Origin of the sequence: Solibacillus isronensis (assembly GCF_900168685.1) — a bacterium.
GTDB lineage: Bacteria > Bacillota > Bacilli > Bacillales_A > Planococcaceae > Solibacillus > Solibacillus isronensis_A.
This window is the reverse complement of the sequence record NZ_FVZN01000009.1, coordinates 156,787-177,595: the sequence shown is the minus strand read 5'-3', so window position 1 is coordinate 177,595 and position 20,809 is coordinate 156,787. Positions and strand designations below refer to the sequence as shown.

The following is a 20,809-nucleotide window of genomic DNA, read 5'->3' as shown; positions in this document are numbered from 1 at the left end:
AAGGTGCAAGCACCAATAAAATTTCCGCTCGACTTGCATGTATTAGGCACGCCGCCAGCGTTCGTCCTGAGCCAGGATCAAACTCTCCATAAAAGTAGTTTGAAAGCTCATTTGCTTTGCTAGCGATCCAACTTCGTTAGAAGTTAAAATCTATTGTTTGCTTCATTTAAGAAGCTTGTTTCATTAACGTTGCTTGTTCAGTTTTCAAGGTTCATTGCGTTGTCTCGGTGACAACTTTTATATCTTATCATTATTTCGTGTTATTTGTCAACACTTTTAATGAAAAGTTTTTTGCTGTTGAAGCATTTCTCTTTCATGCGACAACTTTTACTATATTACAGCATCCCTTAACTTAAGTCAACACTTTTTCAATATTTATCTTTCAAAAGATGTTATCTTGTAAGGACTTTAAATATAATAACATTTGATTTCTGAACCGTCAATACTTTATAGAATGATTTTCTATTTTTATTTTGAGTTAGTTTATACAGGTAAAACTAATATTAAAAGGGGCTGCTTCTTTAAATAAAGAAACAACCCCCTAACGAGTAATTAGTTCGATTTTTATCCTTGGGTAATGACACGCGAAATATAAAAGCTTCTATTAGAAGAAAGATCTACAATTTCTCCTGTACGTGTTAATTTTACAAGTGGACGTGTAGGTGAATATTTATTGATGAACATTACTTCACCCAGCTCTAAATTCGATAATTCGATTTTCGTTCCTATTGGCAAATCAACGACAATATTCATTAAAGCCTGAACAACTTTAATATCAAATTTTCCAAACTCCTCTTCCTTAATCATCTCGATTACTTTGAATGGAGATTGTTTCGAACGATACATACGTTCACTGGTCATCGCATGGAATACATCTGCTACCGCAATAATTTGGGCAAAGATTGAAATAGATCCGCTACGATCACCTTTTGGATAGCCGCTGCCATCCAAACGTTCATGGTGCTGATAAACAGCTACTTTCATAATATCCTTTATAGCCGTTACGTTTTTAATTAGTAAATAACTATAGTAAGGATGTTTTCTTACTTCCCCAAATTCGGATTCTGTTAAAACGCTTTTCTTATCCCGTATACGTGAAGGAATTCTCGACATTCCACTATCCGCCAACATTCCGGCGATAGCCAGCTGAATCGTATCCCCTCGCTCATATCCCATTTTCTTCGCAATGACCGCAGCTATTAAACCTGTAGCAATACAATGATGGTATAAATAATCCTTTGCATTCGAATAACTGTTCAGATCAAATATATAAGAGCGATTTTCTAAAACTTTATCCATTAACGGAATCATTATATTTCTTACTTTTGCCAGGTCTACTCTTCCGCCAGCTTCCCAATTTGAAAATTCCTTTTTCAATTGTCCTATCCCACCAAGGTAAGACTTTTCGAAACTTGTGGATTGCTGCAACGGTAACACTACTGGAGGATTATCTAACTTTTCTTCGATTATCTCCGTTTCTTTAACTTCGATTTCATTATGTACTAATACTGTTTTTAAATTAAATAATTCAAATACGCGTAAATGCTCTGGTTTTACTTTTGTATTTTTATAGATAATCGGATATTGTGTATTGGCAAAAATATCTTCAGCAATTACTTTACCTAATCGCAATTCCTCAACTCTTATCAATATTGCTTCCAATTTCACAACCCCTTAAGCTCGTTATCGGTTATTAAGTAAGGATAAATTCTCATTAAATGATTTATTCTTTCTAAATAACTACTAATTTTTTCATATTAACGTTAATTATAACGAATGGAAACTAAATTACAACCAAAAAAAGTAATCTAGATAGTCTAAACTAACTAGATTACTTTTTAAATTACTCTTCTATAACTGAATTTGACTCTTCTTCAGTTTCAGAATCAATCTCTTCTTCATCATCCGGAGCATCATCTTCTTTTTTCACCCGCGCAACAGTTGCTACATATTCGCCTTCAGCAAGTCTGATTAAACGAACCCCCTGTGTACTACGGCCAATTACAGATATATCATTTACGTCCATACGAATTAACATACCATTAATCGTGATTAACATAATGTCTTCTGATCCATCCACAGCCTTTACCGCGCACATTTTACCGTTCTTATCAGTAATTTGCATGGTTTTAAGACCTAAACCGCCACGGCTTTGTAAACGGTATTCAGATTCAGGTGTACGTTTACCGTAACCATTTTCAGTGACAACTAAAATTTCCTGACCTGGCTCAAGAATCTCCATTCCTACTACAAAGTCACCTTCACGAAGTTTAATACCGCGTACCCCGGCAGCTGAACGACCCATCGAACGAATATCGTCCTCTTTAAATCGTACTAACATACCATCGCTTGTACCGATAATAATTTCCTTCGTGCCATCCGTTAAGTGAACAGAAATTAAGTCATCATCTTCACGTAATGTAATGGCGATTAAACCATTTGTACGGATATTTGCAAACTGATCAACAGGTGTACGTTTCGTTACCCCTGTTTTTGTAGTAAAGATAAAGTAAGCATCTTCTTTAAACTCGGTTACGCGAATCATCGCAGTAACATGCTCACCTTTATCAATATTAAGCAAGTTAACAATTGGCAGTCCTTTCGCTTGGCGACCGAACTCCGGAATTTCATATCCTTTTGCACGGAATACTTTCCCTTTTGAAGTAAAGAAAAGAATTGTATCGTGTGTAGAAGTGAATAATAAATGTTCTACGAAGTCATCTTCATTCGTTCCCATACCTTGTACACCACGGCCACCGCGTTTTTGCGAGCGATATGTGTTCGCAGCTAAACGTTTAATGTAACCGTTATGTGTTAATGTAAGTACCGAGTTTTCACGAGGAATTAAATCTTCGTCTTCGATCATTTCTAAGCCGCCAGCTGTAATTTCTGTACGACGGTCATCACTGTAACGCTCTTTAATATCCGTCATTTCTGTACGGATAATTTCAACCACTTTCGCTTCATCAGCTAAAATCGCTTTTAATTCATCGATTAACTTTAAAAGTTCCTGATACTCAGCCTCAATTTTTTCGCGTTCCAATCCGCTTAAACGCACAAGACGCATATCTAAAATTGCTTGTGCCTGGCGTTCAGATAAATTAAAGCGCTCCATTAATTGAGGTCTTGCTTCTTCACCGCTGCGAGAAGCTCGGATAATAGAAATAATTTCATCAATATGATCAAGCGCAATACGTAAACCCTCTAAAATATGTGCACGTTCCTCTGCTTTTCGAAGCTCGAATGCAGTACGACGTTTAATAACTACTTTCTGGTGTTCTAAGTAATGATAAAGCACTTCTTTTAGACTTAATACTTTTGGCTGTCCATCAACTAGCGCAAGCATATTTACACCAAAGCTTGATTGCATTGCTGTTTGCTTAAACAAATTGTTCAAAACGACATTCGCATTTGCATCACGGCGCACTTCTATAACGATACGCATACCATTACGGTCTGATTCATCACGTAAATTTGTAATGCCATCAATTTTTTTGTCGCGTACCAACTCGGCAATTTTTTCAATTAGTTTTGCTTTGTTAACTTGGTATGGTAATTCGTGCACCAAAATTGTCTCTTTGCCATTTGAAGCTTGTTCAATTTCTACTTTAGCCCGAATTGTCAGTGAACCACGGCCCGATTCATATGCACGGCGAATACCGCTGCGCCCTAGAATAATCCCTCCTGTAGGGAAGTCAGGACCTGGAATGATTTCCATTAGCTCTTCTGTCGTAATGCCTGGGTTATCTGCTACTGCTAATACACCGTCAATCGTTTCTCCAAGATGGTGTGGCGGAATATTTGTAGCCATACCTACTGCGATACCAGAAGCACCATTTACTAATAAATTCGGATAGCGCGCCGGTAATACTAAAGGTTCATTTTCACTGCCATCATAGTTCGGTCCATAATCAATCGTATCTTTGTTAATATCGCGCAACATTTCCATCGCGATTTTTGACATACGTGATTCTGTATAACGCATTGCTGCAGCACCGTCGCCATCAACTGAACCAAAGTTACCATGGCCGTCTACTAACATATAGCGGTAGCTGAAATCTTGCGCCATACGTACCATTGCATCATAAATCGATGAGTCACCGTGAGGGTGGAATTTACCCATTACGTCCCCAACGATACGGGCACTCTTTTTATATGGTTTATCTGATGTATTTCCTAGCTCCTGCATACCAAATAAAATACGTCGATGTACTGGTTTAAGTCCATCACGCACGTCTGGTAAAGCACGCGAAACGATAACGCTCATCGCATAGCTTAGGAAAGATGATTTTATTTCTGTTGTAATATTTCTAGATTCAATATGTCCATGCTGAATGTCAGACAAAATAAGGACCTCCTTCCAATTGCACTAACTAATCAATTATGTCCAAGCATAATTGCATCCTTTAGCGGGTGTTTAAAACCCGCTAAAGGATGTTAAATATCCAAGTCTTGCACGTATACTGCATTTTCTTCGATAAAATCACGACGAGGTGCAACTTCATCACCCATTAAGTGATCGAAAATTTTATCCGCTTCAATTGCATCATCCAATTCTACTCGAATTAAAGTACGGTGCTCTGGATCCATTGTTGTATCCCATAATTGTGCTGCATTCATTTCCCCTAAACCTTTATAACGCTGTACATTAGGCTTTGGTAACTTCGGCAGACGGCTTAAAATATCTTCTAACTCCTGATCTGAGTAGCAGTATTCAACATGTTTCCCTTGTTTCACCTGATAAAGCGGTGGTTTTGCAGCATATACATAACCCGCTTCAATCAGTGGACGCATGAAACGGAAGAAGAACGTCAGCAATAATACACGAATATGTGCACCATCGACATCGGCATCCGTCATAATTACGATTTTGTGATATCGTGCTTTTTCTAAATTAAACTCTTCTCCAATACCAGTACCGAATGCTGTAATCATCGCACGAATTTCGGCATTAGATAAAATACGGTCCAAGCGCGCTTTCTCAACGTTAAGGATTTTTCCGCGCAGTGGTAAAATCGCCTGGAAATGACGGTCACGGCCTGATTTAGCAGATCCGCCGGCAGAGTCACCCTCTACGATATAGATTTCAGATTCAGCAGGGTTTGTCGAAGAACAGTCTGCTAATTTACCTGGTAAACTTGAAACTTCCAATGCAGATTTACGACGTGTAAATTCGCGTGCCTTTTTCGCCGCTACACGCGCACGAGCCGCCATTGTACCTTTTTCGATAACTTGACGTGCAACAGATGGATTTTCAAGCAGGAAACGTTCAAATCCGTCAGAGAATAAAGCATTTGTAATCTGACTTACTTCAGAGTTTCCAAGTTTTGTTTTTGTTTGACCCTCAAATTGAGGTTCCGGGTGTTTTATTGATACGATTGCCGTTAAACCTTCACGAACATCTTCGCCTGTAAGGTTGGCATCCGATTCTTTAATCAGGTTTGCTTTGCGGGCATAGTCGTTAATAACACGTGTTAAGGCAGTTTTAAAGCCTGATTCGTGCGTACCACCTTCATACGTGTTGATGTTGTTTGCAAAGGACATAATATTTGAGCTGAAGCCTGCATTATACTGCATAGCAATTTCAACTGTAATGCCTTCTTTTTCGCCTAACACATCAATCGGTACATGAATAGGTTCTTTATTTTCGTTTATATGCTCAACATATTCACGAATACCACCTTCAAAGTGGAATGTTTCAGAACGTTCCTGTCCTGTACGTTCATCTGCAATCGTAAGGCTGATGCCACGATTTAAATAGGCCAATTCTCGGATACGTGTCGCTAAAATATCGTATTCATAAACTGTTGTTTCTTTAAAGATTTCGCTGTCAGCTTTAAATCGAGTTGTTGTACCTGTATGGTCTGTTTCACCAACCACTGTTAACTTTTGAACCGTTTGACCGCGCTCAAAAATAATTTCATGGATTTTACCATCGCGGTGTACTTGAACAATTGTCTGACTTGATAATGCGTTTACTACGGAAGCACCAACACCGTGAAGACCACCTGATACTTTATAGCCTCCGCCGCCGAATTTACCGCCGGCGTGAAGTACTGTCATAATTACTTCAACAGCAGGCATACCCATTTTTTCTTGAATATCTACGGGAATACCACGACCGTTATCTTCTACGCGAATCCAATTGTCTTGTTCAATTGTTACTGTGATTCCTGTACAATAACCTGCTAACGCTTCATCAATACTATTATCAACAATTTCCCAAACTAAATGGTGCAATCCTTTTGAACTCGTTGAACCAATATACATACCAGGACGTTTTCGAACAGCCTCTAATCCTTCTAATACTTGTATTTGATCCGCATCATAAGATTGCTGGACTTTATTATCTTCTAAAGCCACTATTGTTCACCTACTCTTTCATAACTATCAGTATGCTTCTTTATTACGTATTTCAATGCACTTATGGTTGCTCAATTGTTCCTTGTGTGACATGGAACAATTTTGCGTGCTGTATTGTGTCATGGTGAATACCTTCTACACTCGTTGTTGTAACGAATGTCTGGACTTCACCTTGAATTGTATTTAATAAATGTGATTGGCGGTAATCGTCCAATTCAGATAAAACATCATCCAATAAAAGAATCGGAGTTTCCTTTGTTTCCTGTTTGATAAGTTCAATTTCGGCAAGTTTCAAAGATAATGCCGTTGTGCGTTGCTGCCCTTGTGAGCCGTATACTTGAACATCATAATCATTGACAAAAAACTGTAGATCGTCCCGATGAGGCCCGATAAGTGTTACGCCTCTCTCAATTTCACGCTGCTTCACTTCTTCTAGTTTCTTTGTTAAGTAATCCGCCATTTCTTCGGCAGTCCAGCTTGCTTCCATCCCCGTTACAGGACGGTATTTTATGACAAGCTTTTCTAAGCCTCGCGAAATGCCAAAGTGAATCGGTTCGGCCCAATCTTGTAAAAGCTCGATAAACTGAAATCTTTTACGGATAATTTGAATTGCCGCCTGCACATATTGTTCTGTATAAATTTCAAACATCACATCAGATGCGAGTGATTGTTTTCCCGCATTCTTTTTTAATAAATGATTACGTTGTTTCAAAATCTTTTGGAATGTTAGTAAATCATGTAAGTAAACAGGGGAAATTTGTCCGATTTCCATATCGATGAATCTTCGGCGAATTTGGGGGCTGCCCTTTACGATATTCAAATCTTCCGGTGCAAACATTACTACATTCATCTGTCCGATATAATTGCTTAGCTTCGTCTGTTCAAGATGATTGATTTTGCCCTTTTTGCCTTTTTTTGAAATCGTTAATTCGATAGGAACGCCACCGTAACGCTTATTTACCACACCTTCTATTTTACCATAATCCGCATCCCAACGTATTAATTCTTTATCGTTCGCGGTACGATGAGATTTGGCCATCGCTAGTACATAGATTGATTCCATTACATTTGTTTTTCCTTGAGCATTTTCCCCAATAAAAACATTAATTTTATCTGAAAAATCCAGTGTTAACGATTCATAGTTACGATAATTTGTTAGCTGCAAGCGCTCGATGTTCATGTATTAATTTTCTCCGTTTTGAATAAATGCATCGACAATTTTGTAGCGTCCTACACCAGGAATATTAATTACATCTCCATGACGCAGTTTTTTCCCGCGACGATCTTCCACTTCTCCATTTACAAACACTTCATGTTCACTTAAAAACCACTTTGCCATACCGCCAGAGCTAATTGCATCTGTCATTTTCAGCGCTTGACCAAGCGTTATATATTCTGTATCAATTACTAATTCATTCAACGTAAGTCATCCTCCACTTAAATAAAGTCTTATCATTCTATCATACCTAAAAATCGTCCATAAGTAAAAAAGGAACGGTCTCAATAACAAGTTAAGACCATTCCTTTTAAAATTTTATTGAATTTTAGTAAGTACGTACCGGTAAAATCAATTGCAAAATTGCATCATCTGCAACAGAACGTAAGATGAACGGGCGCATTGCACCTGTAAATTCAATTACTACATCTTGTCCATCAATCGCTTTTAAGGCTTCCATCATATATTTCGCACTGAATGAAATCTTTAATGTTTCACCTTCCAAACTTTCCACTTGAATCTGCTCTTCAACTTTACCGATCTCAGGTGAATTCGATGAAATTTCGACTGTTTGATTTTCCAGTGTTTCAAAACGAACAACATTATTGCGGTCTTCACGAGCTAAAAGTGAAGCACGGTCAATTGCCTGCAATAAAGATTTTCCGTTAATCGTAATCATTGTTTTAAACTCTTCTGGAATTAAACGTGATGTATCCGGATAATTGCCTTCTAAAAGACGAGAGAAGAACAGGACATCATCTGTTTTAAATAATACATGCTGGTTTGTCAGTACGATTTGTACAGGATTATTTGTGTCTTCTAAAATTTTGTTCAATTCATTTAAGCTTTTACCTGGAATTACGACTGAAGTAATATCATTTGGTAAATTTTCAAGATTCACTTTGCGACGTGCTAATCGGTGACTATCCGTTGCAACGCATATTAATGCATCACCTTCAACTTTCCAGTTTACACCTGTCAACACCGGACGACTTTCCGATGTCGCTACAGCAAATACAGTTTCTCTAATAACTGACTTTAATAAATCTGTTGGAATCGTAAATTGGCGGTCAGCAGCAATTTCAGGTAACTGTGGATATTCCGTTGCATCTGAGCCGATAAGGTGGAACTCTGACTTTCCTGATCGGATGATTGTTGCATAGCCGTTTGTAATTTCGATTTCTACTTCATTAGTAGGCAATTTACGGATAATTTCATTGTACATACGAGCTTGTAGCACAATAGAGCCTGTTTGTGTAATATCCATAATTTGTTCGCCATTTTCTTCTACAGGAATGAATGTCTGGATTGTAATGTCTGCATCACTACCAGTTAACGTCATACCTTCGTTTGTAACATCAATTTTAATCCCCGTTAAAATAGGGATTGTCGTTTTAGAACTTACAGCTTTCATTACATCGTTTAATCCTGCTAAAAGACGATCACGTAAAATAGTAAATTTCATTAGTTTACCTCTCTTATATAATTAATTATTTATTTAAAGATATTAATAGATATAGTAATAGGGCCTGTGAATTTGTGGATAACCCCTATTTTGCACAGGTAGAGAGCGCTATCCACATGTTGATAAGTTGTGAATAGTCTTGTGTGAAAAAGATAAAGTTATACACAGAGTTTATTTACCTAACATACTACGAATTTGTTTAATATCCTGCTGAAGCTGCTGATCTGTTTTAAGTAAAGAAGAGATTTTCTCATGGGCATGGATTACTGTTGTATGATCACGGCCTCCAAACTCTTCACCAATTTTCGGCAAAGAAAAATCGGTTAACTCACGAGATAAGTACATCGCAACTTGTCTTGGAAAGGCAATGGATTTTGTACGGCGTTTTGCCGAAAAGTCTTCCAGTCGAATATTAAAATGCTCTCCAGTTGCTGTTTGAATATCCAAAATAGAAATCATGCGTGGTTTTGAATTTGGCATAATATCTTTTAAAGCTTCAGCAGCAAGTTCAGGCGAAACATCCATATTTACTAAAGATGAATAGGCCACAACGCGGATCAATGCCCCCTCAAGTTCACGAATATTCGTATCAACTTGGTTGGCAATATAAAGCATGACTTCATTCGGAATATCAAGTCCATCTGCTTTTGCTTTTTTACGTAAAATCGCAATACGTGTTTCTAAATCAGGTGGTGCAATATCAGTAATTAATCCCCATTCAAAGCGTGAACGCAAACGATCCTCTAAAGTTGGAATTTCCTTTGGAGGACGGTCACTTGAGATGACAATCTGCTTTGATTCTTCATGCAGTGTATTGAATGTATGGAAGAATTCCTCTTGTGTCGATTCCTTACCAGCCAAAAATTGAATATCATCTATTAGCAGTACATCAACATTGCGGTATTTATTTCGAAAATCGATTGTTTTATTATCACGAATCGAGTTAATAAACTCATTTGTGAATTTTTCAGATGATAAATAGACGACATTTGCTGTCGGATTATGTTCTTTTACATAATGTCCAATTGCATGCATTAAGTGAGTTTTTCCTAAACCTACCCCCCCATAAATAAAGAACGGGTTGTAAGCTTTTGCAGGTGCCTCTGCTACTGCTAAGCTCGCTGCATGGGCAAAGCGGTTACCGGAACCAATAACGAATGTATCAAATGTGTACTTTGGATTGAGCATACCTGGGGTAATGTCATGGTGTTCACTTGATTTTGCTTGAGTAATTGGGGGCGGTAGTTCAAAGTCATCTGCGGCCTGATCTTTCTGGACAACAAAATTAATGACTAGATCCTCTCCAGTTAACTCGTTTAATATTCCTGTAATCATATGGATGTAGTATTGTTCAAGCCAATCGCGGGCAAAAGAGTTAGGCGCGGAAATCGTCACTTTTGTGCCACTATGTGCAAGAAGTTTTGTTGATTTCAGCCAAGTATCAAAGCTCGGTTTCGAGATTTTCTGTTCAGCTTGGGCAAGGACGGCATTCCATAGGTTTTCTAAATGTTCCAAGCTCTTTCTTCCTTTCATTAATTCATTTCACATTCGATTCGTATATTTAAATGACAAAGCTCATACTAACAAAGATTAGTTGAGAGTCTCTTTTTATGTGAATTTCCTTACAAATGCAAACTTTCCTGCTTACGAAAAAAGAAAGGCTCTGTTAGATGGTTAATAGGAAACAGAGCTATAAAATATATATTTTATAATTAAAAAGGAGTTCATACACATAACCACAAGTTGTGGATAAAGGTTGTTCTAGAGTAGGGGAAATCTTTGTCCACAGATTATCAACAATTGTGGATAATATATTTCCCAGAAAAGAATTCCACAAAGTAAAACACAGTTATCGTATCAAATAAAGTTAGGTATTTCAATACTTAAACGATCTTATCCACATAATCATATGTTATATACATAACAGTTGTCCACAGGTTTGTTATATGTGAAAAACCTGTAGATAAACGCTGTGGATAATTTTTAAGGGCAAAAATACTATTCACAACATAAACTTAAATTAATTTTATAAATTGTGGATAAGTGGGATTGTAGATCAGCAAGGGGATTATATGAGGTTTATAAGGAAAAAGAGAAAAATAAAATTGAAGCATTGACAAATAGGTTTTATTCTTTATATAATATCATGGTCTGTATGTAGAGATAGATATAGTAACGCTCGAATTCAGGAGGTGTATATAAATGAAACGCACGTACCAACCTAAAAAACGTAAGCACTCTAAAGTTCACGGTTTCCGCGCTCGTATGAGCACTAAAAACGGCCGTAACGTATTAGCTCGCCGTCGTAAAAAAGGAAGAAAAGTATTATCAGCATAAGTCCACTGAGCCACATCAGTGGTCTTTTTTTTCTTTTATCGTTGTTGAATGAGCAAAAAAAGTACCAATGATTAGATGGAGCAGGTGAATGGATCATGAATAAACGCCAACGTATAAAGAAAAATGAAGATTTTCAAAAGGTGTTTAAAAAAGGTAAGTCGTTTGCGAATCGCCAATTTGTTGTATATTGCTTGAAAAAGGAAGAACAACAGGCGTTTCGTATTGGCTTATCAGTGAGCAAAAAAGTAGGAAATGCGGTCACTCGGGTTCAAGTGAAACGCTATATTCGCCAAGCTTTTCTTGAATTAAAAGATGAAGTAAAACAAGATATGGATTATGTTATTATCGCCAGAACGCAGGCGGCCACACTGGATTTTCACGAAACCAAAAAAAGCTTGCAGCATGTTTTAAAGGTTGCAAGAGTATATAAAGGATAGTTCCACATTTAATTGTTACTAATTCAATGCTCTAAAATTTGAATTTACAGAACAATTAGTAGTGTACGAACGTCCGTAATGGTAAAATATTGTCATAAAAATTGAATAGATTTGCTTTAGGGGGAAGAAGGTTGAAGAAAAATCTATGGATAATGCTGTCACTTGTTTCAGTAGTATTACTGCTATCAGGCTGTACAGAATTTGACCAACCAATTTCATCTGAAAGTGATGGCTTTTGGAATGAATATATTGTTTGGCCATTAGTATCATTTATCAAGCTTTTTGCTGATATGTTTGAGGGTAGTGCTGCGAATTATGCATTTGCAATTATTATCGTAACTGTTATTATTCGTCTAATTATTCTGCCTTTAACTATTAAACAAGTAAAAAGTTCTAAGAAAATGCAGGAAATGCAACCGAAGCTAAAAGAGCTGCAAGCAAAATACAGCTCAAAAGACGCGGTAACTCAGCAAAAGTACCAGCAGGAAATGATGCAGTTAATGCAGACTTCTGGTGTTAACCCGTTAGCCGGCTGTTTACCGATTCTTGTCCAAATGCCGATTTTAATCGGTTTCTATCATGCGATTAGCCGTATGAATGCAACACCGGATGCATTTGAATTAGGGACGTTTTTATCGGTTCCATTAGCGGAGCCAAGTATTGTATTTGCTGTTATCGCAGGTCTTATCCAGTATGTTGTATTAATGACTGGACCAGCAGTAGATAACCCGCAAATGAAAATTATGATGTACATCATGCCATTAATGATTGTTGGTTTCGGTATTATTTTACCAGCCGCGTTATCATTGTATTGGGTAGTCGGAAACTTTGTATCTGTATTACAAAACCTTGTTATTTACAAACCTTGGAATAAAAATAAACCGGATGCTACCGATGCTAAAGGGGCGAAATAAGTGAAACAAACTACGCAAATAGGCGCAACAGTAGAAGAAGCGATCTCATTAGCGTTACAAAAGCTTGGCCATACTCGTGAACAAGTTGATGTGGAAGTTTTACAAGAGGGTAAAAAAGGATTTTTAGGTTTTGGGGCACGAAATGCTGAAGTTCGTGTCACAGTAAAGGAAATTGTTCAGCAGCAAGTGGATCAAGAGACGACTTCAGATTCTGCATCTGATGTGGAAGAACTGACAATTGTCGAGGAAACAATCGAGAATGAGCCGGTTTCAGCAAATGAAGATCAACCAATTCACCATGAACAACAACAAGTGTACCCCATTGAAGAGTCAAAACAGTATTTAACGAATATTGCTCTAGGAATGGGAATTACAGATTTAACAATTGACCATGAAACAGATGGTAAACATGTTTCATTTAAGTTATCGAGCGAGAAAGCAGCGTTATTAATTGGAAAGCGTGGCCTTACATTAAATGCGCTTCAACATTTAACTCAGCTCATTCTTAATAAAACAGCCAAATCGTTTATGATTTTACAAATGGATGTGGAAGATTATCGTGAGCGACGTCAAGCAGCACTTGAACAGCTGGCATTACGCATGGCGGACAAGGCTATTCGAACACGAAAACCCGTATCATTTGAACCTATGGCATCTTATGAACGAAAAATTATTCATAATGCTTTGGCAAATCGAATAGATATCGAAACACACTCAGAAGGTGTCGAACCAAATCGATATTTAGTGATTGAGCCAGTAAAATAATATACAGACAGATTTCGACCTATTCTTTTGGATAGGTCGTTTTTTTAATGAGAGATGGAACCAAATCTACATTACTTTAGATTTTAATAAAAATATGTTAGTCTAAATTGTTAGTTAGTATAGCACGGATGTGATTTATCCACATGTGGATAACACTGAAATAGGAGGATATAAATGGAATTCGATACGATTGCTGCGATTTCCACTCCGATGGGAGAAGGAGCTATTGCGATTGTTCGTCTGAGCGGCGATGAGGCGGTAGCGATTGCAGATAAAATATTTAAATCACCAAATCATAAGCGTCTGACGGACGTTGCGACACATACTATCCATTACGGACATTTGATCGACCCGAAAACCGATGAAGTGGTAGAGGAAGTTATGTTGAGCTTAATGCGCGGACCTAAAACATTTACACGTGAAGATGTTGTCGAAATCAATTGTCATGGCGGTATTGTATCTGTTAACCGAGTACTGCAGCTTGTATTACGGTATGGTGCACGTTTAGCAGAGCCTGGAGAATTTACGAAGCGTGCATTCTTAAATGGCCGTATCGACTTGTCACAGGCAGAAGCGGTAATGGATTTAATTCGTGCAAAAACCGATCGTGCAATGAATGTTGCGCTCGGCCAGATGGATGGAAAGCTTTCACGTCTTATTACATCTTTACGCCAGGCATTATTAGAGACGTTGGCACAAGTGGAAGTAAACATTGATTATCCGGAATATGACGATGTAGAAGAAATGACGATTCCTGTACTTCTTGAAAAATGCGGTTGGGTACGAGAGGAAATTATTAAATTACTTCAAACATCATCTCAAGGTAAAATTTTACGTGAAGGTTTATCTACCGTTATTTTAGGACGTCCAAACGTAGGTAAATCATCTCTTTTAAATAGTTTAGTTCAAGAAAATAAAGCAATTGTTACCGACATTGCAGGCACAACTCGTGATATTATTGAAGAATACGTAAACGTACGAGGAGTTCCTTTACGTTTAGTTGATACAGCAGGTATTCGGGAAACAGAAGATATCGTTGAACGAATTGGTGTTGAGCGTTCGAGAGAGGCATTAAAAGATGCTGATTTAATATTGCTTGTATTAAATTACGGAGAAGAGCTTACAGAAGAAGATGAACGCCTTTTTGAAACGATTCAGGCGATGGATTATATTGTCGTTGTCAACAAGACAGATATCGAACGTAAAATCGATTTAAACCGTGTTCATGAATTGGCTGGAAAACATCGTGTCGTAACGACTTCGTTATTGAAAGAAGAAGGTGTAATTGAGCTGGAAGAAGCAATTGCAGCATTGTTCTTTGAAGGGCAAGTGGAAGCGAATGATTTAACATATGTATCAAATGCGCGACATATTGCACTATTGCATCAAGCACAACAGGTAATTGAAGATGCGCTTGCTGCAGCTGAATCAGGTGTACCTGTCGATATGATTCAAATCGATGTGACACGTACATGGGAGATTCTTGGTGAAATTATTGGAGATACTGTACAGGAAAGCTTAATTAATCAGCTATTCTCGCAGTTCTGTTTAGGGAAATAAATCGGAATAAAAGAGAGGAAGAACAACATGTCAATACAATACGAAGCAGGTAATTTTGACGTAATCGTTGTTGGTGCAGGACATGCAGGTGTGGAATCTGCATATGCAGCTGCCAAAATGGGTGCTAAAACACTCATGCTTACAATTAACTTAGATATGATTGCGTTTATGCCATGTAATCCTTCAGTCGGCGGACCTGCAAAAGGAATCGTTGTTCGTGAAATTGATGCACTTGGCGGTTTAATGGGACGCATTATCGATAAAACACATATTCAAATGCGTATGTTAAATACCGGGAAAGGTCCAGCAGTACGCGCTTTACGTGCACAAGCGGATAAATTCCAATATCAGCATGAGATGAAACGGGTTTTGGAAGAAGAAGAAAACCTTCAAATTCATCAGGCAATGGTCGATGAACTAATTGTAGAGGATGGCGCAGTAAAAGGTGTCATTACACAAGTTGGAGCAATTTACCGTGCACCGGCTGTTATTATTACAACAGGTACGTTTTTACGTGGAGAAATTATTTTAGGAAATCTGAAATATTCTTCAGGTCCAAACAACCAGCAGCCATCGATTAAATTAGCGGATAACCTAAAAGAATTAGGATTTGACTTAATTCGTTTTAAAACAGGAACACCACCACGTGTAAACAACCGTACAATTGATTATTCAAAAACGGAAATTCAACCTGGTGATGATGTACCCCGTGCATTCAGTTTTGAAACAACAGAATATATTATGGATCAGCTTCCTTGCTGGTTAACTTATACCACAGAAGAAACACATCGTACAATTGAGGAAAACCTGCATTTGTCTCCAATGTTTTCAGGGATGATTAAAGGGACAGGTCCACGTTACTGCCCATCAATTGAAGATAAAGTAACGCGCTTTAACGACAAACCGCGCCACCAGATTTTCCTTGAGCCTGAAGGACGTAATACACGTGAAGTATATGTTCAAGGTTTATCAACAAGCTTACCGGAGCATGTACAAAAGAAATTAATCGCATCGATTCCTGGTTTGGAAAATGCCGAAATGATGCGTGCAGGCTATGCGATTGAATACGATTCAGTTATTCCTACACAATTATGGCCAACATTAGAAACGAAAAAAATTCAAGGTCTTTATACAGCAGGTCAAATTAACGGTACTTCAGGCTATGAAGAAGCAGCAGGGCAAGGGTTAATGGCCGGAATGAATGCCGCAGCAAAAGTTTTAGGCCGTGAAGAAATTATTTTAGACCGTTCAGATGCCTATATCGGTGTATTAATTGACGACCTTGTTACAAAAGGTACGAATGAACCTTACCGTTTATTAACTTCTCGTGCAGAGTACCGTCTTCTATTACGTCATGACAATGCAGATTTACGTTTAACGGAAATCGGTTATAAAGCAGGGATGATTACAGAAGACCGTTATGCGAAGTTCCAAGAGAAAAAAGCACAGATTGAACAGGAAATTGCCCGTCTGCGTGAAATTATTATTAAGCCGAATTCGACGACACAAGAAGTCATCCGCAATGCTGGCGGCGCGGAACTAAAAGATGGTATCCGCGGAGCAGACCTTTTAAAACGTACTGAAATGACGTATGATTTAGTTGCTTCCCTAACTCCATCAGAAGTGGAACTTTCAGATGATGTTAAAGAGCAGATTGAAATTCAATTAAAATATGAGGGGTATATTCAAAAAGCTCTTCAGCAAGTAGAGAAAATGAAGAAGCTTGAGGATAAGAAAATCCCTGAAAATATCGATTATGATGCTATTCCAAGCTTGGCGACAGAAGCACGCATGAAACTTAAGAGTGTTCAGCCGCTTTCAATTGCTCAAGCATCGCGTATTTCAGGTGTAAACCCTGCGGACGTTTCAATTTTACTTGTCTATATTGAGCAAGGGAAAATTGCAAAAGTAACTACGAACTGAATGATGTGAGCGTCTTTATCCAAAAAAGGCGCTCATTCTTTAATATGGAGGAGTCATTTTATGAACGAAAAGCAGTTTATCGAAGCATTGAAGGAAAAGGGTATTGAGCTTTCAGAACACCAGATTGCGCAGTTTAAAAAATACTTTGAGCTGTTAGTTGAGTGGAATGAAAAAATGAACTTAACGGCAATTACGGATTTGGAAGGCGTTTATTTAAAGCACTTCTATGATTCAATCAGTGCGTCATTTTATTTTGATTTTACGAAGGTGACAACGGTATGCGATGTTGGTGCAGGTGCAGGCTTCCCGAGTATTCCGATTAAAATCTGCTTCCCGCATTTACAAATTACGATTGTAGATTCACTAAATAAACGAATTACATTTTTAAATCATTTAACAAATGAGTTAAACTTGGATCATATGACATTTGTTCATGCCCGTGCCGAAGAGTTTGGTCAAAATGCAGCATACCGTGAGAAATTTGATGTTGTCACAGCCCGCGCTGTAGCACGTCTTTCTGTATTATCAGAGCTATGTATTCCATTAGCAAAAGAAGGCGGTTATTTTGTTGCGTTAAAAGCCGCAGCAGGTGCAGAAGAATTAAAAGATGCGACAAAAGCCATCTCTACATTAGGCGGAAAATTAATAGAAGAGTTTGCATTCCATTTACCGGTAGAGGAAAGCGAACGTTCACTTTATGTATTTGATAAAGTAAAATCAACACCCAAAAAATACCCGCGTAAACCAGGTGTTCCTAATAAAACACCAATTAAATAAAAAAATTAACCAAATTTGAAATATATCCGTCTTTTGCTGCATATATATTTATATTTATGTTTTTTTAGTGGATAGAAAAATATAAGTTTATTTTGAAATACAAATGGGTAAAGACATTATTTTGTCCTTTTTTAGGCAAAATCTGTCTTTCTCGTAAATTACTATTCATTGAACACTGTACATTTTTGAATGAATCAGAAATAATATTGTATATGAGGTAGACAGTTTCCTAAAGGTGGTGCCACACGGATGAAAAGTACTTTTTCACGTTTTTTCGGAGGCGGGAGCAAAGAGCCTGAAGTAAAAAGTGAAGTAGAAGTAATAGAGAATATCTCGATGGCTTCAGAAGAAGTAGTTAAAATTCCAATAGACAAAATCATTCCGAACCGTTATCAGCCACGTACAGTTTTTGATGATGAGAAGATTGAAGAATTAGCAAGAACGATTCATACACATGGCGTCATTCAACCAATTGTGATTCGTCCAATAAATAATGACGCAGATAAATATGAAATTATTGCCGGTGAGAGACGTTATCGAGCGATGAAATCCCTACAATGGACAGAAGTGCCTGCTATTGTACGCAATTTAAATGATCGTGAAACGGCGTCTATTGCCCTGATTGAAAACCTTCAACGTGAGGAATTAACAGCAATTGAAGAAGCGCTTGCTTATCAACAATTATTAGGATTGCATCAGCTTACACAAGAAGCGCTTGCACAACGTCTTGGTAAAGGACAATCAACAGTTGCTAATAAATTGCGTTTATTAAAGCTGCCTCAATTTGTTCAGGATGCTATTTTAAATCGTGAAATTTCGGAACGTCATGCCCGGGCTTTAATAGTAGTCAAAGATGAGCAATTACAAATGCAGCTCATTGCAGCGACGAAAGAGTTTGATTGGAATGTAAGACAGCTTGAAGAGCAAATTCAAAAAATTCTAAATCCCGATGAGCCAGAGATAAAAAAACGTAAGCCAAGCAGAAAAGCGATTAGCAAAGATGTGCGTATTGCCCTTAATACGATCAAGCAATCGTTATCGATGGTGACGAAAAGTGGAATTAATGTAAAAACGGAGGAAGAGGATACAGACGATTACTACCAAATCACTGTAAAAATTCCGAAGAAAAAATAAATTATTGAACTGCCCGAAAGATAATGACTTTCTAGGCAGTTTTTTTAGTAGATTAGTAGGATCAGCAAGTTTTTTTCAAATAAATTTAGTTTCATAGCATCGTTTTCTAACATTTTTTGTTAAGATAATATAAACAGTATTATAAAAGGAAGATTTAGTCATCCAAGATTTTTAGACTTTAAAAATATACCTAAATTGAAGTGATGAAAGCAGGTGCGGATATTGGGACGTATTATTGCGATAGCCAATCAAAAAGGTGGCGTTGGAAAAACGACAACCTCTGTTAACTTAAGTGCATGTTTAGCTTTTTTAGGAAAGAAAGTATTAATAATCGATATCGACCCACAAGGTAACGCTTCAAGCGGATTAGGTGTTCGAAAAGGTGATTTAGAAAGCTGTGTATATGACGTTTTGATTAATGATGAAGATATTAAAGGCGTCATTCAACAAACGGATGTAGAAAATTTATATATTGTCCCTGCTACAATATCATTGGCAGGTGCTGAAATTGAGCTTGTGTCCACAATTTCCCGTGAAGTTCGACTGAAAAAATCATTGCAGGAGATTAAAAATAATTTTGATTTCATTATTATTGATTGTCCGCCATCACTTGGCTTATTAACAATTAATGCGCTGACTGCCTCCGATGCACTGATCATCCCGGTCCAATGTGAATATTACGCATTAGAAGGGTTGAGCCAGTTACTTTCGACAGTCCGCCTTGTCCAAAAACATTTGAACAAGGAGTTAATGATTGATGGCGTGCTGCTCACTATGCTGGATGCCCGTACGAATTTAGGGCTTCAAGTAATTGATGAAGTAAAACGCTATTTTCAGGATAAAGTATATCGTTCGATCATTCCGCGTAATGTGCGATTAAGTGAGGCACCGAGCCATGGTAAACCGGTAATTTTATATGATTCAAAATCACGCGGAGCAGAAATTTACTTAGAGTTTGCAAGGGAAGTGATTAAAAATGGTTAAAGGTTTAGGTAAAGGAATTGATGCGCTTTTTCGTGAAGAAGCCGTACATAAAGAAGACCAGGTACAGCAAATTGCAGTCGGAAAAATTTTAGCAAATCCATTTCAGCCTCGTAAAATCTTTGATGAGACTGCAATTGAAGAATTAGCCAGCTCTATTATTGAACATGGTATTATTCAACCGATTGTCGTACGCAAAAATGCTAGGAAATATGAAATTGTAGCAGGTGAACGCCGTTATCGTGCGGCTGTCTGTGCAGGTTTAACTGAAGTACCTGTCATTGTAAAAGACTTTAATGAGCAGCAAATGATGGAAGTTGCCATTTTGGAAAACTTGCAACGTGAAGATTTAACTCCAATTGAAGAAGCGGAAGCATACAACAGTTTAATTGTGAAACTGAATTTTACACAAGATGATTTAGCGAAAAGATTAGGAAAAAGCCGTCCGCATATTGCTAACTTAATCCGTCTGTTGCAATTACCGGAAGACATTCGAGACCTTGTCAACGAAGGTAAACTGACAATGGGGCATGGCCGTGCATTGCTTGGATTAAAAAATAAAAGACGTATACCTGAAGTGGCACATAAAGTAATAAAGGACCACCTTAATGTTCGTCAATTGGAAAAGTATATCCAAGATTTAAATGAGGCCGTTTCACGTGAAACAAAGCCGACAAAAAAGGATATTCATACACAGGCAACAGAGTCCCAGTTACGTGACTATTTTGGAACACAAGTACAAATCAAAAAAGCTAAGAACAAAGGTAAAATTGAAATTGAGTTTTATTCAGATGATGATTTGCACCGCATTCTTGAAATATTAAATATGGAACAACAATAAAAAGTGCTGAACGAAAAGTTTCAGCACTTTTTTTATGAACAGTTATAATATAAAAAGAAAGATACATAAAATTAAATTTGTTAGACAGCAAATAGA

At 37.6% G+C, this 20,809-nt stretch carries 17 protein-coding genes and 1 rRNA gene; 10 read left to right on the top strand and 8 right to left on the bottom strand.

Annotated elements, in window-relative coordinates:
- The 8 genes from B5473_RS03085 to dnaA form a co-directional block, all read right to left on the bottom strand.
- Window positions 1-93 (bottom strand): 16S ribosomal RNA (locus tag B5473_RS03085); the annotation flags it as partial.
- 471 nt (window positions 94-564) lie between these two features.
- Complete coding sequence (locus tag B5473_RS03080; RefSeq protein ID WP_439848465.1) at window positions 565-1,668, bottom strand: HD-GYP domain-containing protein; 1,104 nt, start codon at window positions 1,666-1,668, stop codon at window positions 565-567.
- Between the two features lie 175 nt (window positions 1,669-1,843).
- Entirely contained in the window at window positions 1,844-4,345 is a 2,502-nt protein-coding gene (gene gyrA, locus B5473_RS03075) for a DNA gyrase subunit A (RefSeq protein WP_079523601.1), read from the bottom strand.
- A 92-nt stretch (window positions 4,346-4,437) separates the two neighbouring features.
- On the bottom strand, window positions 4,438-6,363 hold the full coding sequence (gene gyrB / locus B5473_RS03070) for a DNA topoisomerase (ATP-hydrolyzing) subunit B (protein WP_079523600.1): 1,926 nt from the start codon (window positions 6,361-6,363) through the stop codon (window positions 4,438-4,440).
- A 61-nt stretch (window positions 6,364-6,424) separates the two neighbouring features.
- Window positions 6,425-7,543, bottom strand: a complete 1,119-nt coding sequence (gene recF, locus B5473_RS03065; protein ID WP_079523599.1) for a DNA replication/repair protein RecF — start codon at window positions 7,541-7,543, stop codon at window positions 6,425-6,427.
- A 3-nt stretch (window positions 7,544-7,546) separates the two neighbouring features.
- A complete protein-coding gene (gene yaaA, locus B5473_RS03060; protein ID WP_079523598.1) occupies window positions 7,547-7,783 on the bottom strand; it encodes a S4 domain-containing protein YaaA in 237 nt (78 codons plus the stop codon).
- 124 nt (window positions 7,784-7,907) lie between these two features.
- Window positions 7,908-9,044 carry a DNA polymerase III subunit beta gene (gene dnaN / locus B5473_RS03055; protein WP_079523597.1) on the bottom strand — a complete coding sequence of 379 codons (1,137 nt, stop codon included), beginning with the start codon at window positions 9,042-9,044 and terminating at the stop codon, window positions 7,908-7,910.
- Window positions 9,045-9,215: 171 nt separating this feature from the next.
- Window positions 9,216-10,559, bottom strand: a complete 1,344-nt coding sequence (dnaA, locus tag B5473_RS03050; RefSeq protein WP_079523596.1) for a chromosomal replication initiator protein DnaA — start codon at window positions 10,557-10,559, stop codon at window positions 9,216-9,218.
- A 687-nt stretch (window positions 10,560-11,246) separates the two neighbouring features.
- On the opposite strand from dnaA, the gene rpmH reads away from it, so the two are divergent.
- The 10 genes from rpmH (at window position 11,247) to B5473_RS03000 (ending at window position 20,713) form a co-directional block, all read left to right on the top strand.
- Entirely contained in the window at window positions 11,247-11,381 is a 135-nt protein-coding gene (rpmH, locus tag B5473_RS03045; RefSeq protein ID WP_008408389.1) for a 50S ribosomal protein L34, read from the top strand.
- Window positions 11,382-11,476: 95 nt separating this feature from the next.
- Entirely contained in the window at window positions 11,477-11,818 is a 342-nt protein-coding gene (gene rnpA / locus B5473_RS03040; RefSeq protein ID WP_008408387.1) for a ribonuclease P protein component, read from the top strand.
- 131 nt (window positions 11,819-11,949) lie between these two features.
- Window positions 11,950-12,732 carry a membrane protein insertase YidC gene (gene yidC, locus B5473_RS03035; RefSeq protein ID WP_079523595.1) on the top strand — a complete coding sequence of 261 codons (783 nt, stop codon included), beginning with the start codon at window positions 11,950-11,952 and terminating at the stop codon, window positions 12,730-12,732.
- The gene (gene jag, locus B5473_RS03030) at window positions 12,733-13,497 is read left to right on the top strand and encodes an RNA-binding cell elongation regulator Jag/EloR (protein WP_079523594.1); all 765 of its coding nucleotides are present in this window, start codon (window positions 12,733-12,735) and stop codon (window positions 13,495-13,497) included.
- A 174-nt stretch (window positions 13,498-13,671) separates the two neighbouring features.
- On the top strand, window positions 13,672-15,057 hold the full coding sequence (mnmE, locus tag B5473_RS03025; protein ID WP_079523593.1) for a tRNA uridine-5-carboxymethylaminomethyl(34) synthesis GTPase MnmE: 1,386 nt from the start codon (window positions 13,672-13,674) through the stop codon (window positions 15,055-15,057).
- A gap of 27 nt (window positions 15,058-15,084) precedes the next feature.
- Window positions 15,085-16,980: a tRNA uridine-5-carboxymethylaminomethyl(34) synthesis enzyme MnmG gene (gene mnmG / locus B5473_RS03020; protein WP_079523592.1), complete on the top strand. Its 1,896-nt coding sequence runs from the start codon at window positions 15,085-15,087 to the stop codon at window positions 16,978-16,980.
- Window positions 16,981-17,040: 60 nt separating this feature from the next.
- Complete coding sequence (gene rsmG, locus B5473_RS03015; RefSeq protein WP_014822346.1) at window positions 17,041-17,757, top strand: 16S rRNA (guanine(527)-N(7))-methyltransferase RsmG; 717 nt, start codon at window positions 17,041-17,043, stop codon at window positions 17,755-17,757.
- 249 nt (window positions 17,758-18,006) lie between these two features.
- Window positions 18,007-18,891: a nucleoid occlusion protein gene (gene noc / locus B5473_RS03010; RefSeq protein ID WP_079523591.1), complete on the top strand. Its 885-nt coding sequence runs from the start codon at window positions 18,007-18,009 to the stop codon at window positions 18,889-18,891.
- A gap of 222 nt (window positions 18,892-19,113) precedes the next feature.
- Window positions 19,114-19,875, top strand: coding sequence for a ParA family protein (locus B5473_RS03005; RefSeq protein WP_079523590.1), 762 nt, complete (start codon window positions 19,114-19,116; stop codon window positions 19,873-19,875).
- Window positions 19,868-20,713 (top strand): ParB/RepB/Spo0J family partition protein, encoded by an 846-nt coding sequence (locus tag B5473_RS03000; protein ID WP_079523589.1) that lies wholly within the window; start codon window positions 19,868-19,870, stop codon window positions 20,711-20,713. Before B5473_RS03005 ends, B5473_RS03000 begins: the two co-directional genes overlap by 8 nt.
- The last annotated feature ends 96 nt before the right edge of the window (window positions 20,714-20,809 follow it).